This is a genomic window from Cohnella baijiui (assembly GCF_020731285.1).
Taxonomy (GTDB): Bacteria; Bacillota; Bacilli; order Paenibacillales; family Paenibacillaceae; genus Cohnella.
In genome coordinates this window covers 35,414-52,788 of the sequence record NZ_JAJFOW010000002.1, presented here as the reverse complement: position 1 = coordinate 52,788, position 17,375 = coordinate 35,414, and the positions used below count along the sequence as shown (strand labels likewise).

At 56.5% G+C, this 17,375-nt stretch carries 10 protein-coding genes; 9 read left to right on the top strand and 1 reads right to left on the bottom strand.

Annotated elements, in window-relative coordinates:
* Positions 1-115: 115 nt before the first annotated feature.
* Positions 116-1,501 (top strand): ABC transporter substrate-binding protein, encoded by a 1,386-nt coding sequence (locus LKX83_RS02130; RefSeq protein WP_227880436.1) that lies wholly within the window; start codon positions 116-118, stop codon positions 1,499-1,501.
* Between the two features lie 49 nt (positions 1,502-1,550).
* Here LKX83_RS02130 and LKX83_RS02125 read toward each other — a convergent pair whose 3' ends face one another.
* Complete coding sequence (locus tag LKX83_RS02125; RefSeq protein WP_227880434.1) at positions 1,551-2,723, bottom strand: GntR family transcriptional regulator; 1,173 nt, start codon at positions 2,721-2,723, stop codon at positions 1,551-1,553.
* A 186-nt stretch (positions 2,724-2,909) separates the two neighbouring features.
* On the opposite strand from LKX83_RS02125, the gene LKX83_RS02120 reads away from it, so the two are divergent.
* The 8 genes from LKX83_RS02120 (at position 2,910) to LKX83_RS02085 (ending at position 17,335) form a co-directional block, all read left to right on the top strand.
* Positions 2,910-5,582 carry an alpha-mannosidase gene (locus tag LKX83_RS02120; RefSeq protein WP_227880433.1) on the top strand — a complete coding sequence of 891 codons (2,673 nt, stop codon included), beginning with the start codon at positions 2,910-2,912 and terminating at the stop codon, positions 5,580-5,582.
* A 214-nt stretch (positions 5,583-5,796) separates the two neighbouring features.
* Positions 5,797-7,215: an ABC transporter substrate-binding protein gene (locus LKX83_RS02115; protein WP_227880430.1), complete on the top strand. Its 1,419-nt coding sequence runs from the start codon at positions 5,797-5,799 to the stop codon at positions 7,213-7,215.
* Between the two features lie 5 nt (positions 7,216-7,220).
* On the top strand, positions 7,221-8,150 hold the full coding sequence (locus LKX83_RS02110; protein WP_227880429.1) for a carbohydrate ABC transporter permease: 930 nt from the start codon (positions 7,221-7,223) through the stop codon (positions 8,148-8,150).
* A gap of 14 nt (positions 8,151-8,164) precedes the next feature.
* A complete protein-coding gene (locus LKX83_RS02105; protein WP_227880428.1) occupies positions 8,165-8,995 on the top strand; it encodes a carbohydrate ABC transporter permease in 831 nt (276 codons plus the stop codon).
* 27 nt (positions 8,996-9,022) lie between these two features.
* Positions 9,023-11,824 carry a glycoside hydrolase family 38 N-terminal domain-containing protein gene (locus LKX83_RS02100; RefSeq protein WP_227880425.1) on the top strand — a complete coding sequence of 934 codons (2,802 nt, stop codon included), beginning with the start codon at positions 9,023-9,025 and terminating at the stop codon, positions 11,822-11,824.
* A 42-nt stretch (positions 11,825-11,866) separates the two neighbouring features.
* On the top strand, positions 11,867-15,115 hold the full coding sequence (locus LKX83_RS02095; RefSeq protein WP_227880424.1) for an alpha-mannosidase: 3,249 nt from the start codon (positions 11,867-11,869) through the stop codon (positions 15,113-15,115).
* A 372-nt stretch (positions 15,116-15,487) separates the two neighbouring features.
* A complete protein-coding gene (locus LKX83_RS02090) occupies positions 15,488-16,198 on the top strand; it encodes a hypothetical protein (RefSeq protein WP_227880422.1) in 711 nt (236 codons plus the stop codon).
* Between the two features lie 213 nt (positions 16,199-16,411).
* Positions 16,412-17,335, top strand: coding sequence for an AraC family transcriptional regulator (locus tag LKX83_RS02085; RefSeq protein ID WP_227880421.1), 924 nt, complete (start codon positions 16,412-16,414; stop codon positions 17,333-17,335).
* The last annotated feature ends 40 nt before the right edge of the window (positions 17,336-17,375 follow it).

Genomic DNA, 17,375 nt, shown 5'->3' with positions numbered 1-17,375 from the left:
ACGAAGGTCCGAGGCAGGGTCCATTCGAATGTCCGAATGAAGGGCGATCGACAGCATCAGGTGCCATCGTACGGAAGGGAACCAGTTATCAACCAAAATCGGGAGGGTAAAACGGATGAAAAGAAGAGGACACTGGAAAACAGCCTTACTGCTCGGTATCGTGCTGCTGTTTACCGTCGTCATGTCGGCGTGCAGCGGCAAAAACAACGAGAGCGGCGGCACGCCCGCGCCGGGGTCGGAGAGCGCGGGAACGCCGGGGGCTTCGGCTTCGGCGCCGCCCTCCGAAGAGAAGCACGACCCCGTGACGCTCAGGCTGATAACCTGGAATAACACGTACCAGGAGCTTTATGACAAGTTCCATGCCAAATACCCGTGGATCACGGTGGAAGCGGATTTGATCGGCGGGGCGGACGACAACGGAATCGTGGAAAAAATCGCCGCCCTGGAAGCGGCGGGGACGCCCGCCGATTTGACCTGGCTGATGGATTTCACCCCGTACCTCAAAGGGGGGCTTCTGGAAGATTTGAAGCCGTACATGGAACAAGATGAGAACTTGAAAAACGTGAAGCTGCCCGATGGCTTTTTCGAATCGATGGAAATCGGGGGCAAACGGCTCGCCATTCCATTCGTCGACGTTCCGATGTGGATTCTCGTGAACAAGGATCTTCTGGACAAATACGGACTGGAGCTGCCTTCGAACGATTGGACCTACGACGACTTCCGCAGCATGGCGAAAGCCGCGACCGATCCGGCGGCCGGAGAATACGGCCTGACGAACGACCCGATCTTCGCCGGCCATTTCGCGACAGCGATGGCGGTTGCCAACGGAAGCGCGCCGAATTTGGCTTACATGAACGCGGATTTGACCCAGAGCGTCCTGAATTCGCCCGCCGTGCTGGCCGACGTGAAGTGGATGCAGGAGCTGATGACGAAGGACGGCTCGCTTCCGGGCAACAAAAAAGCGGCTGAACTGGGCGATTCCGTGAGCAAATTCATCACCGGAAAGACGTTGTTCGGCATCGGCTACGACGCGGTGCTCGAATCGCTCAGCAAAGAGGCCAAATTCGAATGGGACGTGCTGCCGTTCCCGAAGGGCAAAGTGAAGCAGTCGACTTATCACATCTACGGACCGATCGCGATGCTGGCGGGATCGAAGCACAAGGACGCGGCGTACAAATGGATCAGCTTCCAGTTCGAGATGGAAGCGCAGAAGTGGAAAATCGACCACGGCGCGAACGCATCCGTCATCAGCGACGAACTCAACGCCTATATCGATCAATCGCCGCTCTGGAAAGGCAAGAACAAGAACGCGGTGATCCTGACCAAGGACATGGGCAGCATCGCGCCCGGACCGACGATTCCGGCATTCTCCGAATACATGTGGTGGCAGCCTTGGGTGTCGGAGGTCATCTTGGACGGCAAGGATCCGAACAGCGTCATCCCGCTGGTCGAGGCGTGGAACAAGAAGACGCTGCAGTTGCGCAGCGAAGCCGCGAAATAGGTGAATGGAAAAAGGAGAGGCCGGGGTGGCCTCTCCTTTTGATTGCAGTTCAGTTCGTGCCCGGTTTGACCGCGCACGGAGCGGTCGACTTGCGGACGATCAATTTGTTCGGAAGCACGACTTTGCTCCGCTCCTGCTTCGGATTGTCGATCACGGACACGAGCAGCCTGACCGCTTCCTTGCCGATCTCGAGCTCGTCCTGGCTGACGCACGTCGGCGGGATGGCGGACAGGGCGGCAAGCTCGTAATTGTCGAAGAACACGACGGACAAATCTTCGGGCACCCGAATGCCCATATCGACCGCGGCCTCGATCAGGGTAAGACCGACCGCCGCGTTGACGGCGAAGACCGCGCTCATGTCCGGGTTTTCTTTCAGATACAGCTGCATTTCCTTCTTCGCCGTTTCGTCCGCGATTCCTTCGTCCAGCACGGTGTTCATCGGCTCCGGAGCGAAATGGGTCAGGCGCAGCCTGTGCTCGACGGGGATATGATGCTCGGCCAACGCCTTTTCGTAGCCGACCAGCCTGTCCTCCAGACTTGTCGTTCCGGGGTAGACGGTGGACAAGAAGCCGATCTTGGTATGGTTCAAGGAGATCAGATGCTCGGTAGCCATTCGGGCGCCTTCCACGTTGTCGGCGTAGACGCAGTTCGTCTCGATTCCCCGCAAATAACGGTCAATGACGACAAGGGGGAAATCGATCAGCGTCAGCCGCAGGATGTCTTCGCTGTACGTTTCGCCATCCACCGGGAAAATGATAATGCCCTTCACCCCGAGTTGGATGACTTCCTGCAGCACTTCTTTTTCGATTTCCTGGGAGTCCTTTGTCTTGCAAAAAATGAGCCGGTACCCGTGATTGGCCAGTTCGGTTTCGACGCCGTCGAGCATCCGCGCGGTGAAGGAATTGACCAGGCGAGGCATCAAATAGGCGACCAAGCCTTTGTTCTTGCCGCCGATCGCCGCGTCCGGAGCATAAATGAGCGGTTCGCCGAAGGGATCGGGCGAGATGAACGAGCCTTTGCCCTGTACCCGGAAGATGAGGCCCTCTTCGTTTAACTTGGAGAGCGCGTTCTTCACCGTTATCCGGCTCACGTTAAAGCGGTCCGCCAGTTCGTTCTCGGAAGGAATGCGGTCGCCGGGAAGCCAGGCTTTTTGCTCGATTTGATCTCGGATATATTGGCGAATCTGGGTGTACAGCGGGATTCGGGGGGAAGATTTTGCCATGTCTAAATTCACTCCTGCAACGAAATCAATGTTTATATCAAATGTACAACATTCCGGTTCAAGTGTATATAGCTAGCGAGCTTAATTTGCTTGATTTTATAAAAGTTATAATATTTAATATAACCAAGAGACAACAAGATATAAACTTGAATATTTATTAAAAGGAATGATGGGAGAGGGTAACGGTTGGACAACAAGACAGTTCACATTATTTCGCATTCGCATTGGGATCGCGAGTGGTATATGCCATTCGAGAAGTTTCGCATTCGGCTGGTTCAGCTGATCGACCGGGTGATGGAACTGCTGGAAGCCGGGGGCAACGGGTTCGAATATTTCCATATGGACGGACACGTGCTCCCCATTGACGATTATTTGGAGATTCGGCCCGAGCAGGAATCCCGGATTCGCAAGCTGGTCGAAGCCGGCAAGTTGTTCGTCGGCCCGTGGTATGTGCTGCAAGACGCCTTTCTGACGAGCGGAGAGGCGCAAATTCGCAACCTGCAAATCGGGATGCGGCGGGCGGAGCAGCTGGGAGGCGTGGCCAAAATCGGTTATTACCCCGATACGTTCGGCAATATCTCGCAGACCGCGCAGCTGCTGCGCGGGTTTGGGATCGACGCGGCGGTGTTCGGGCGGGGGATTAATGCGATCGCGGAAAACAACACGGTCGTCGCCGATGCGATCGACCGCTATCCGTCCGAATTATGGTGGGAAGCCCCGGACGGCTCCAAAGTGTTATCCGTCTTTCTGGCGAACTGGTACCATAACGGAATGGAGCTGCCGACGGATCCCGAAGCGGCGCGGGAACGGGCGGAGGTGATGCTCGCCAATGTCGAGCGGGTGGCGACGACGCGACATTTGCTGCTGATGAACGGCTGCGACCACCAGCCGGTGCAAGCGAATGTCGGCCAGGCGATCGACGAGCTTAATCGGGTCCGGCCAGGCTATTCGTTCGTGCACAGTCATTTTCCGCAATATTTCGAAGCGCTTCGGAGCGCCCCTGCGGAATGGCCGACGGTAACGGGCGAACTGATCGGAGAATATACGACGGGGTGGGGGACGCTTGTCAATACGGCGTCCGCGAGGATGCACCTGAAGCAATGGAACGTCCGGCTCCAGACGGAAATGGAACGGTGGGTCGAACCGTTCACGGCCATCGCCGGCTTGCTCGGCGGGACCTATCCGGAAGCCTTCGTCCGTCATGCCTGGAAGCTGCTCCTGCAAAATCATCCGCACGACTCCATCTGCGGATGCAGCGTGGACGAAGTGCATGAGGAAATGTTGACCCGTTACCGCAAGGCCTGGCAAATTGCCGAGTCGCTCAGCGGCCAGGCGCTTGCATCGATCGCGGCATCCATAGACACTGCGTCGCTGCTTGTTTCCGCCGGAGCCGAGCATGCGAAAGGCGCCGCGATTCCGATCGTCGTGTTTAATCCGCTCGGCTGGGAACGAAGCGAATGGGTGACGGCGGAAGTGGAGGTGGAGGAAGAAATACAAACCGACCAATGGGTGCTGCTCGACGGCACCGGGGATCCCGTTCCGTATGACTGCGAGGATCGCGGATGGGTGCACGGTTTCACGCTGCCCGATGACAAGTTCCGGATTCCGTGGAAAAAACGACGGTACATCTTGCGTTTTCCCGCCGGGAACGTCCCCGCGGTAGGCCATCGATCTTTGATTTGGTTGGAGAAGCCGGCGACGCCGGTTCCCGCATGGCCGCAACAAAAGCTGCCAACCTGCACGGTTTCCGGCAGCTCGGCGTTGTTGGAAAATGCCTTTCTACGTATCGAAGCGGGAGGAGACGGCCGCGTTCGCCTCACGGACAAAGAGACGGGCCGGGTATTCGAGGATTTGCTCATCCTCGAAGACACGGGAGACATCGGCAACGAATATATGTACGTCGCAGCACAGGAAGCGGAGACTGTCACGACGGCCGGCCGCCCGGCGCGGCTGGAAAACATATCGACCGGCTATACCGCATCCGTCCGCCTGGTCCATACCCTCGAACTCCCGGCAGAGCGCGAAGGGATGAAGCGCTCGGGACAAACGAAGCTGCAGAAGATCGAGATCGACCTGCATTTGGAGGCCGAAGCTCGCAGGCTCGACGTTGAGGTGCGTCTCGACAATCAAATCAAGGATCATAGGCTGCGGGTGCTGTTCCCGAGCGATCTCCGTGCGGACAGTGTCTACGCGGACGCGCCGTTCGACGTGGTCGAGAGAATCATTGAACCGTGGAGCGGATGGACGAACCCGACGCGGAGCGAACGAATGCAATCGTTCTTCGATTTAACCGACGGATCGGTCGGGCTTGCGATTGCCGCGGAAGGTTTGCCGGAATACGAGGTGCTGCGGGACGGCCGGAACACGATGGCGCTGACGCTGCTGCGCTGTGTCGGCGAGCTGGGCGACTGGAACTACTTCCCGACGCCGGGCGCGCAATGCATCGGGCCTTTTACCGCTCGATTCGCCATTGTGCCTCACCGTGGAGACTATCGTTTCGCGCTGCGCGAAGCTCAAGCGTTCAACGTTCCTATGCGCGCGGTGTCGACATCCATTCAGGGCGGAAGCTTGTCGCCCGAGCTGTCGTGGGCGACCGTCGAAGGCGATCCATCCGTTCATCTGACCGCGCTGAAAAAGGCCGATTTCGGCGACGGGCTCACGCTTCGGCTCGTGAACTTGGGCACGGAGGAGCAGCGCGTCCGAATGACCGGCGAGCTGTTTGAGCGAAGCCGCGTCACGTCCGAGGCGAATCTAAGCGAGCAAATCATCGGACCTGCGAAGAGGGAAAATAACGCTGTTTGTCTCACGCTGCCCGTTAAAAAAATCGCCACGGTGTTGGCGGAAGGTTTAATTCAATGATTAAGAAAATAGTTCTTTACAGATCAAATGTCATACGTTAAATTATATCTATATACAACTGAATCTAGTTGTATATAGATATAAGAAATAAAAGGGGGGCGGCCGCAATCGCGCAATCGGGAAGCGTCTTCCTGATCGGTCGAAGCCGATTCTGGAAAGCGCTATCAAAACAGAAGGCCACAGCATGTCAATCATCATTTAACGAGGTGTATCCATGAAAAAGAACGTATGGACAAAGCGGAACATGATCGCTTTCGCTACGGCCGTTCTCCTGCTCGCGCTAACCGCGTGCGGAGGAGGCAATGAACCGGGGAATACAGGAACGGGGGCGTCACCGGGAGGGAGCGCTGCGCCGAAAAGCGATGTCACCTTGACGCTATGGCACTGGAAGGTGGGGTTCGATCCCGGATTGAAAGCGGTTGCCGACGCCTACAAGAAAAAGACCGGCATCACGGTCGAGACGCAAGTGACGACGCCGGACGACGCCTATACGCAGAAAGTGACCGCCGCGGCTACGGCCAATAATATGCCTGACATTTACTTGTACTGGTCCGGTCCGACGAACGGGGCTTTCGACGGAAGAGCGATGGAATGGTCGGCCGAGCTGGACAAGGACCCGGCATGGAAGAACAGCTTCTACCCTTCCGCATTGTCCGGCACCGTGATCAAGCAGAGCCAACTGGATTCCTACGCGAAAGACAAGAAAGCGAGCGATTGGCTCAAGAGCCGCCAAATCGGCCAATATTACGGCATTCCGATCGATGTCGGCTCCTTCTATACGATCTACGGAAATGCCAAGCTGCTCCAAGAAGCGGGCGTACCGCTCGAAGCGCCGCCGACGGTGGAGCAATGGCTGAAAGACATGGATACGGTGAAGGCGAAAACGGGCGTTCCCGGCTTCGTATTCAGCGCCAAGACGTTCTCGGTGTACGAGAACTGGATGGCGAACTTCCAGGATTACATGAAGAACGGGCCTGAGGAATTTACGAAGTTCATGAACCGGGAATCGAAAATGTCGGATCCGGCTCATCTGCAGGTCGCCAAATTCATCGAAGACATCTCCCGGTCTGGCAATCTGCTGAAGGGCGCGGTAACGCTCGATATCGATCCGTCGGATCAGGCGTTCGCGCAAGGCAAAGCGACCTATACGCTCGGCGGCACCTTTACGTTGTCCAGTCTGACCGCCCTCGGCATGAAACCGGAAGACATCGTCAGCTTCCGGGTACCGGCCTACGAAGGCTCGAAGGTGCCTGACGCGAAATTGCCATCATTCCCGCTCGTGCAGGCAATCGTGACGGATAATGGACCGCACAAGCAGGAAGCCATCGATTTCGTCAAATATTTGACTTCCGAGGAAGGCATGACGCTGTATGCGGCCGGCGCGTTAGACGTTCCGTCCGTCCAATTGAAGAACCGCGATTCGCTCAGTCCCATCTTGCAGAGCATGATCGGCTCCATCGGCTCGGAGGCGAACTGGTATGCGGACAATGCGGATACTTACAACAAAGTGTTCGGGGCCGAATGGAACAAGTTCCATGAGATGAAGCAGAAGATCATTCTGGGCTCTGCGACGGCCGAGGAAGCGGCCCGCGAATTCGACAAAGCGGCCGAAGCAGAGAAAGCGAAGGAATAATAAGGATGAAAAGCGGCAGCTTCCACAGCAAGGCGGCTCGGAGAGAAGCCGCGTCGGCGTACTTGCTAATGGCTCCGGCCATCCTGTTGTTTCTCGTCATCGGTCTATTCACGGTGCTGTTCTCGATCGGGCTGTCTTTCTTCCACATGGGCCACGGTTCGCTGATCGCGAACGCGAAGTTCGCCGGGCTCGACAACTTCAAAGATTTTTTGCTCGGAGACGACCAGCTTTTGTCGGAAAGCTTCTGGCGGGCACTGCGCAACAACTTGATCATTTGCGTTTCGGTCGTTGCGCTCGTCATACCGGTGTCGCTGCTCATTTCCGTCCTGCTGCAGAACATCGCGCGAGGCGTCCGTCTGTTCCGGACGCTTCTCCTTCTGCCGATGGTTTCATCCTCGGTTGCCATCTATTACGTTTGGACCGGCATTTACGAGCCTTCCGGGTTGCTGAACCGGCTGCTGCAAGCAATCGGATGGAAGAGCGCGATGGCCGCCAACGGCTGGCTCGGAGAACTGCACACGTCGCTGCCTGCCATTATCGCGGTGATCGTGTGGGGGATGATTCCCGGCACGATGATTCTTTACTTCGCCGGTCTGCAGACGATCGACTCTCATTTGTACGAGTCCGCGGACATCGACGGCGCCAGCTTCGGGCAGAAGCTGCTGCACATCACATGGCCGATGTTAAAGCCGATTACGGTCATCGCCGTCATTATGAGTCTGAACGGGGCGATTCAAATCTTCGATCCGATCTGGATCATGACGAAGGGCGGACCCGCCGGCTCCACCGAGGTGGTTAGCGTTGTGATCTATCAAGAGGCATTCGTCAACATGAAAGGCGATTTGGGCAGGGCGAACGCGATGGGATGGACGATGTTCGCGCTGACGTTCGTCATCTCCCTGATCAGCATGAGAACGCTCAAAGAGAAAACCTAGGGGGGAGAGGCGAGATGAAACGCGGTATTTCGGCGAAAATGATCAGCTATGCGATTCTGCTTCTCTGGTCGGCTATCTGCGTCTATCCCCTGCTGTGGATGATCGGCGCTTCCTTCAAAGAGCCTTCCGAGGTGTTCGCGGGTTATGCGCTATTTCCGACGGGAGCGTGGAATTGGCACACGTATGTCGATGTTTGGGATCGCATGCATTTCTTTCGCTATTTCGTGAACAGCGTCAATGTGACGTTCTGGACGCTTGTCGGCATCAACCTTTTCTATACGATGGCAGGGTTCGCCTTCGCCAAGTTGAGATTTCCCGGCAGCGCCTTCTGGTTCTATATCTTTCTTGCCATGATGTTCGTTCCGGGCATCACGATCATGATTCCGCTGTATTTGACGGAGAACGAATTGCATTTGCTCAATACCCACTTGGGACTGATCCTGCCGTTGGTGAACGGAAGCGCGCCTCTGGCCGTGTTTTTGTTCCGCAATTACTTCCGGTCCATTCCCCACGAGATTTACGAGTCCGTCAGACTGGACGGAGCCGGCATTTTCCGGACGCTGTTCCGGATTTACATTCCGCTTGCGCTGCCGGCTATGGCGACCATTACCATTACGAACTTCCTCGGATCGTGGAACTCGCTTGTCCTGCCGATGGTCATGCTAAACGATTCCAAATTGTTCACTTTGCCTCTGGCGGTGCTGCTGCTGGACTCCGGCGTGTTCCGGCAATGGAACGTATTGATGGCGGGGGCGCTTATCTCCATCGTGCCGGTCGTGCTGGCGTTTCTATTCTTTCAAAAGTATTACATCCAAGGCTTGTCCGCGGGAGCGATTAAATCATAGAAGGCCAAAAGGAAAGGGGAGATCGCCATGCATGCCCTTGTGCCCGAATTGCAGCGCCTGATCCGGCACAAAGCTTCCGGCTATTGGCCGGAGAGAATCCTGACGCAGCTCGAATACGCGTACCGGTTGTCCAAAGTGAACGGTGGACGATTCGATTCGCTGCTGGAAAAGGCTGTCGATTACTTGACCGACCGGGCTTCCGAAGAAGGCGTCATCACGCGAAGCGCCGCCGTTCAGGCGGAAGGCATGATTGCCGGACTTTCTGCGGAGGCCAAGAAGCTCAGGCTGCTGTGTACGGCGCATGCCCACATCGATATGAACTGGCAGTGGGGCTGGGACGAGACCGTGCAAATTACGCTCGATACGTTCCGGACGGTTCTGGATCTCTTGAAGGAATATCCGTCCTTCACGTTCTCCCAGTCGCAGGCGGCGATTTACCGCATCGTCGAGGAATATGCCCCCGAGATGCTGCCGGAAATCAAACAAAGAGTCAAGGAAGGGCGCTGGGAGGTGACGGCGTCGCATTGGGTGGAAGCAGACAAGAACATGCCAAACGGTGAAAGCTTGTCGCGCCACCTGCTCTACACGCGCCGTTATTTGTCCAAGCTGCTGGATATCCCGCCAGAGTCGCTGAATATCGATTTCGAGCCGGATACGTTCGGACATAGCGCGAACGTTCCGGAAATATTGGCCGACGGCGGAGTCCGCTATTATTATCATTGCCGCGGCTATGAAGGCCACCATATCTACCGCTGGGTCGCGCCGTCCGGCAAGTCCGTGATCGCGTACCGCGAGCCGATCTGGTACAACGCCTACATCGAATATGGAGCGGGGCTATATGTGCCCGAGTTCTGCGCGAAGCACAACATGACGACGATGCTGAAGGTGTACGGAATCGGCGATCACGGCGGCGGTCCGACGCGGCGCGATATCGAACGCCTGCTCGATATGGCGACGTGGCCGGTTTATCCGACCGTCGAATTCGGCACGTACGCGCAATTTTTCGCCTTGGTCGAGCAGGTCGCCGATCAGCTTCCGGTCGTGCAAGACGAGCTGAACTTCGTGTTCAGCGGCTGCTATACTTCGCAGAGCCGCATCAAGCTGGCTAACCGCACGGCCGAAGCGGCGCTATACGAAGCCGAAGCGCTGGGCGCGATCGCCCACCTCCGCACCGGGGAGGCTTACCGGGCGGACCGGTTCGAGGAAGCATGGAGGAACGTGCTGTTCGCTCAATTTCACGATATTTTGCCGGGGTCCGGCGTCACCGAGACGCGGGAGCATGCGCTGGGCATGTTCCAGCACACGATGGCGACGACCCATTCGGCTCGGCACCGGGCGCTGCTGGCCCTATCCGCCGAGATCGACACGTCGAAGTTCATCAGCGACGAGCCGATCGCCGATTCGATTTCGGAAGGGGCCGGCGTCGGCTACGGGAGCAAAGATTTCAAAGTGTCGCAGGTCGGACGCGGACGGGGCGGCACGCGCATTTTCCACATCTATAACACCACGCCTGTCGACCGGGAAGAGGTTGCCGAATTCGTGCTGTGGGACTGGAACGGCAACATTTCGCACGTCGTCTTCGAAGACGACGAGGGCCGCGCGACGGAGCACCAGATCATCGATCATGGATTCAACCATTATTGGTCCCATTATTTCATGCGCGCGCTCGTCAAGGTGCGCGTTCCCGCGTTCGGCTACAGCACCTACGCGATGAGAACGGAAGCGCGGGAGGATCCGCTGCCCTTCCAGGTCGAGCCCCGGCTAGAGAAGGTAGACGAATTCGTTCTGGAAAACGAACGGATCCGGGTGGTGTTCCATCCGGTCGACGCTTCGATTGTCTCATTCGTCGACAAGGAGAGCGGAGAGGAGCTGATCGACCCGGGACGGCCCTCCGGCATTTTCCGGTTCGTGCAGGAAGACTTCAACAAAGGGATGTCCGCCTGGATTGTCGGCCGCTATATGGAAATCCAAAGCGCTCACGGGCAAGTCAGGCTGTCGAAGCGTTACGACGGCGCCGGCGTGCGTCAAGCGATTCGATACGAGATGTCGTTCGGCGACTCGAAGCTTGCGGCCGAAGTGTCGCTCGACGCGGGCAGCAGCCTGCTGAGCTTCGAAGTCGAATGCGACTGGCAGGAGATCGGCAAGGCCGGGCTAGGCATCCCGCAGCTGCATTTCCATCTGCCGTTCGCCTACGATTGCGACGAATATGTGTATGATATTCCGTTCGGCACCGTTGTCCGGGGGGCGAGGGAGCAGGACGTTCCCGCGAACGGTTGGGCGTTCGGCCGCCGCAAGGAAGGAAGGGGCCGATCGTTCATGCTGCTGGCCGGCGCCAAGCACGGCTTCCGCGGCACGGACAACTCGCTTTCCGTCACGCTGCTGCGCAGCTCGTACGATCCGGATCCGCACCCGGAGCTGGGCGTGCACCGCTTCCGGATCGCCATCGCGCTGGCCCATGGCACGTCGAACCGCGACCTCATCGAATTCGGCCGGCTGTACCATCATCCGCTGCACGTGCTATCGGATATCGCCCGCGAGGGCCGGCTGCCTGCGACGTACGGCTTGGCCGGACAAGTAACGGGCAACGTTGCCGTCTCCGCGATCAAGCTGGCGGAAGACGGGAGCGGGGACTGGATCGTGCGGCTTTACGAGACGGAAGGGGCGGAGACGGAAGCGGGGGTGCGGCTTCCGAGCGCTCCGCGGCAAGCGAGGCTCGTCGATATGCACGAGTCATCGCTTTCGGATGTACCTGCCGTCCGCATCGACGGCGATCGGATCGCCGTTCCGGTGGCCGCCAACACGATTGCAAACGTCAGGGTCACGTTCTGACTTGGCTAAGAGCAGCAACCAATAGGAGGAGGAGGGAATCAAGTGCTTCATGATAACATGCTGTTGACGGCACGCAAATTGGAGGCGCGCATCCGGGAGCTGGAGCGCTTCCGCTATATCGATCACCGCCAAACCGGTCCCTACCGGTTATGGGTCGATCAAGAGGCGGTAGTCGGGGCGATGCCTCCCGAGGACGCCCAGTGGACCGAGATCGGACTGGGCGGCCGCTGGCGCGGTTGGGACCTGACCGCCTGGCTGAAGGCGGAGGTGACCGTTCCGGCCGAATGGGCGGGTAAAAAAATGCTTGGCCTGTTCGACTTCGGCAAAACGGGGTACGGCCACACGTCGGGCTTCGAATCGCTCTTGTTTCTAAACGGGAAACCGTACCAGGGGGTCGGCGGCAACCATCGGGAAGTGTTCCTGCCGCCGGAAACCGCCGGGCAGAAGATCGAGCTCCTGTTCAAAGTGTGGACCGGTCTGAACGGCATGACGCCGGATAAGAGCGAGCTGGAGCACGAGATTCGCTGCTCCGCTCTTGCGCTGGTCGAGCCGGATACCGACGACTTGTACTTCACCTCGTTGGCCGTCTCGCAGACGATCCAGGTGCTGGATGAGAACAGCTGGGAAAGCCGTAGCCTGCTCAAGGCGCTCGATCGCGCCTTTCAATGGATCGATTGGCGCACGCCGGGAAGTACTCGTTTCTATGAGAGCGTGAAAGAGGCCAATGGAAAGCTGAAGCAAGAGCTTGAGGCGATTCCGAAACAGAGCGCCGTTACCGTGCGCTGCATCGGCTCTACGCATATCGATGTCGCCTGGCTGTGGACGCTCAAGCATACGCGCGAAAAAGCGGCAAGATCGTTTTCCACGGTGCTTCGTCTGATGGAGCAGTTTCCCGAATACGTGTTCATGGTGACGCAGCCGCAATTGTACGAAGATCTGGAGCGAGACTATCCCCAGCTGATGGAGCAAATTGAAGAGCGCATCGGGGAAGGGCGCTGGGAAGCAAAAGGCGCGATGTGGCTCGAGTCGGACTGCAACGTGCCGTCCGGCGAATCGCTCGTGCGCCAGCTGCTGTACGGCATGCGGTTCTTCGAGCAGAAATACGGCTCGCAGTGCGAATATTTGTGGCTGCCGGACGTGTTCGGCTACAGCTGGGCGCTGCCGCAAATTTTACAGAAGGCCGGCCTCCGGTACTTCATGACGACCAAAATCAGCTGGAACATCTACAACCGTTTTCCGCATGATACCTACTATTGGCGGGGCATCGACGGTACCGAAATTTTGACCCACTATATTACGACGCCCCATCCGGGTCATGACAAAAACGGCATTTACCGCTTCTATACCTACAACGGGGAAGTGCTTCCGGAGACGGTAACCGGAATCTGGGACAATTACCGCGACAAGGAGATCAACGAAGAGCTGCTGCTTGCCTTCGGCTACGGGGACGGCGGAGGCGGACCGACGCGCGAGATGCTGGAAATGCGCAGGCGTCTCAACCGGATGCCCGGGTTGCCCAACGTGACGACGGGAAGGGCGGACGAATTTTTCAATCAGTTGGAAAATAATGTACGGAGTTCCGACCGTTACGTGCACAAGTGGGACGGAGAGCTGTACCTGGAGCTGCACCGCGGCACCTATACGTCGCAGGCATTCATCAAAAAGAGGAACCGGCAAATGGAGCACCTGCTGCGCAACGCGGAAATCGTGTCCGCCTTCTGGGGCGCGCTGGCGGGGTTCGGCAGCTACCCGTCGGACCGCCTGTACGAAAGCTGGAAAATCGTGCTGCGCAATCAGTTTCACGATATTTTGCCGGGCTCTTCGATCGCCGAAGTGTACGAGGATTCCCGGTTGGAATACGCGGAAGCGGAGAAGCTGGCGGCGGGCGCGTTCGCGGATGGCTTCGGGCGTCTGGCCGGGCTCGTTCCCGCGGGAGAATCGCCGAGCTGGATCGTGTTCAATACGCTGACGTGGGACAGAGACGAATGCATTCGTCTGCCATGGGAAAATCATTTCGGCAACGCGATATGGGAGAGTGCGGACGGACAACGCTTGGCCACACAGCGGATTCAGTTTGATAACGGCGAAGACGCGCTGCTTGTCCGGGTCCGGAACATTCCCGGCCTTGGCTACACCACGGTGTATTGCAAGGAAGCGGAGGAGGCCTCCGCCGATGTCGCGTTGCGGGCCGCCGATCAACCCGTGCAGCCTTTCCTCGTTGCGGAGAGCTCGGTTGCTACGCCTTTCTACGAGATCGAGTGGAATGCCGAAGGCCAATTGACGCGCCTTTACGACAAGCGTACGAACCGGGAGTTGATCGCAGCCGGCGAAACCGCCAACCGGTTCGACGTGCATGAGGATAAGCCGCTGAATAACGATGCATGGGATATCGATATTTTCTATTACGAGAGCGTCCGACAGGTGAACGAACTGAAGTCCGTCCGCGTCGTCGAACAAGATGAGCTTCGTGCCGTGATCCGGTTCAACTGGGCGTACGAACGCTCGACGATTGAACAGGATATGATTCTGTATGCCGACGATCCGCGCATCGATTTCCCGACCCGCGTCCACTGGCAGGAGCACCAGCAGCTGCTGAAGGTCGCGTTTCCGCTCGCGGTGCGGGCGACTTCGGCCACGCATGAAATCCAGTTCGGCAACGTGCAGCGTCCGACACTTTGGAACAACAGCTGGGATTTTGCCCGGTTCGAGACGTGCGCCCAGCGCTGGATCGACTTATCCGAGCGGGGCTGCGGCGTCAGCTTGCTGAACGATTGCAAATACGGGCATGACGTGCGGGACCATGTGATGCGGTTAACCTTGATCAAATCGGCCGTCAGTCCGGACGCCAATGCCGATATCGGCGATCACGCGTTCACGTATTCGCTGCTGCCGCACGAAGGAGACTGGTTTGCCGCGGGAACGATGATTCAGGCAGCACGGTTGAACATTCCGGTCGAGGTGGCCAAGCTTGGCGGCGGGACGTCTGCGGAGGCGGACGCTCGAAACGGGGATTCGCTGCCTCCGACGCTCCGCTTCTTCGGAACGGACAGCGACCATGTGGCGATCGATACGATCAAGAAGGCTGAAGACTCGGAGGACTGGATCGTCCGCTGCTACGAGTTCGCCGGCAAACGGGGAACCGTCCGGTTTGCTTCGTCCCTTCCGATACATTCGGTTGATGAAGTCAATCTGATGGAGCGGGAAGCATCGTCGGTCGCGCATACGGACGAAGGGTTTGAAACGAACATCAAGCCTTATGAAATCAAATCGTTCCGCATCCGGTTCAGCTAGTGGGCCGGTACCCTTAGTAGTTTGAAGGGGGGGGGGGGGGACATAAATCCGCAATCGTATCGGCGGGAACTGGACGCCATCTTTCGCAAAATCGATCGCAACGCCGCCAAATTCGAAATCTCGTTCCCGCATATCGCACCGGGTGAAGATGGGACCTATGTCACGAATACGAGCGGAAGCTGGACGGGTTCGTTTTGGACGGGAATGGTGCTGCAGGTCTATCCGAGCTTGGGAGAGCCTGGACAGCGAGTTCCGCAGAGGAAAAATGATCATCGACTGCATGATGAATCTCCCGCTGCTGTACAGCAATTCGGGCTACCCAGCCTGCTCCATTACTTGAGCCCAGCTTATTACCACTAACGAATCGGCCTGATGGAGCGCGGCGATAGCCACAATTTTACGGAACGAACGGTATATTACGATATCATCATCACGATGCTGCATAAAATCAACGAATGGATATGCGATGAACAGGTATGCGATATCGCGGACAATATGACACGCCATTTGTTTGATGCGCTGTTTTACGGGGAGGATGGTCTTCTCCATCTGAGTTGGGGGGCCGTTACGGACCCGGAGGACAAATCGTACGTGAAAGAGTGGATCCGGACTCCGATTACAATAGGGGCCGCGTATCCGGGACTGTTAACTTGGATGAAGGATGATTTGCGTCGTCATCCGGACGAGGAACGAGCGGAGAAGGTCCTGCAGCTTGAACGGACGATGGCTTCTTATGTTTACGCGGACGGTACGCTGCCCTCGGCGATAGCTTCGGACGATCCGCTCCTTTCCATCGCGACGACTCCCGCTTACGGCGTCCATTTCTGGCTCTATTTAATCGAAAGGCTCGGCTCTCGCGTCCGTTCGCCGGAAGCCGTACCGCTTCCCGGCATACACCGAACGGCCGGAGATATTGTCTGGAAAACGAGCGGAAAGCTGTGGGAAATCGAGCGCAGCGGCAAACGGGCGTTTGCCGGGTATAAGCGATTGCCCTCAGGCGTGATGATCGGACCGGACGAGCGGCTGCCGGGCATCGATTTCGACGAATTGGATCACTGCGATATTGCCGAAATCATATCGTAAATCAATTAACTGGGCAGTGTCACTTGATATGCCAGGCAAGAAACCTCTATACCAAAGTATTGTCGATCATTTTATACAGCAATTGAACCCCCGTGAGGGGGTTTTTACGATTGTGCGTGTCGTTTCAGCTGTATCTTATACGTGTTTCCGATTGTAAAATGAAGGTGCTGAACGTGAACGACAGGGCAGATCTCCTTGGGAAGGAGCAAACTCATGAAGTCGAAATATGATAAGCACGATGCAATCAAGCTTGAAGGCCCGAGGAACAAAACGGCCTGTTATTGGCCTGAGGAGATACGTTTTGAACTCCCTTTTCCAGTTTATTATGATAGATTTTTGTATATAAGCAAATTTTGGTATGAAAAGTGGTATACCCCGACTCAATTTCACGATCATTTCGAGTTATGTTATGTCTGTGAGGGGGAAGGCTGGTTCATCCTCGAAGGTATGATGTTTCCTGTAAAAAAAGGAGACATATTTGTTACCAAGCCTGGCGAGATACATTGCGGAGGCGCTGTGGTCAATGCGAAATTTCTTGTTTATGCGGTTGGTTTTCGGTTCGAACAGGCGGAGTTGGAAAAAGAATATTATAAGCTGAATATACAACGGATTTCCAACGATTCGGATGAAGTTATAAGACCGTTTCTGGATAACATTATGAATGAAATAGAAGAGGACTCCGCGTATGCACACCTTATGGTTCGATCTTATATGAGTGCGATGCTGACGGTCATTTTTCGAATTTATGAAAGACAGCATGGATTAACGAAAGAGAAGACGAAGTCGTTGACACCGGAGATGATGCACGTTCTAAATTTAGTTCATATGGACATGAATTTTATGGGGAAGATTGATGAGATCGCAAAGAGGGTGAACATGAGCAGGTCGAATCTCGACAGAGAGTTTAAAAGTCAAATGGGAGTTGCACTTGGAGAGTATGTCCGGGGTGTGTGGGTGGAAAGAGCAAAACAGTTGCTAAGACAGTCCAGCGAATCCATTACATCGATCGCTGAAAAGTTGCATTTTGACTCCGTCCAAGCTTTTTCTATGTTTTTTAAACGCCAACTTGGATTGTCGCCACAAGCGTTTAAGCGGCGAATCAATGTTGATGAAATGCAAGTCTCAGACAAGTTGTAATCCTGATGAAAAACGTGAAATACTGTATGAAATTCAGTAA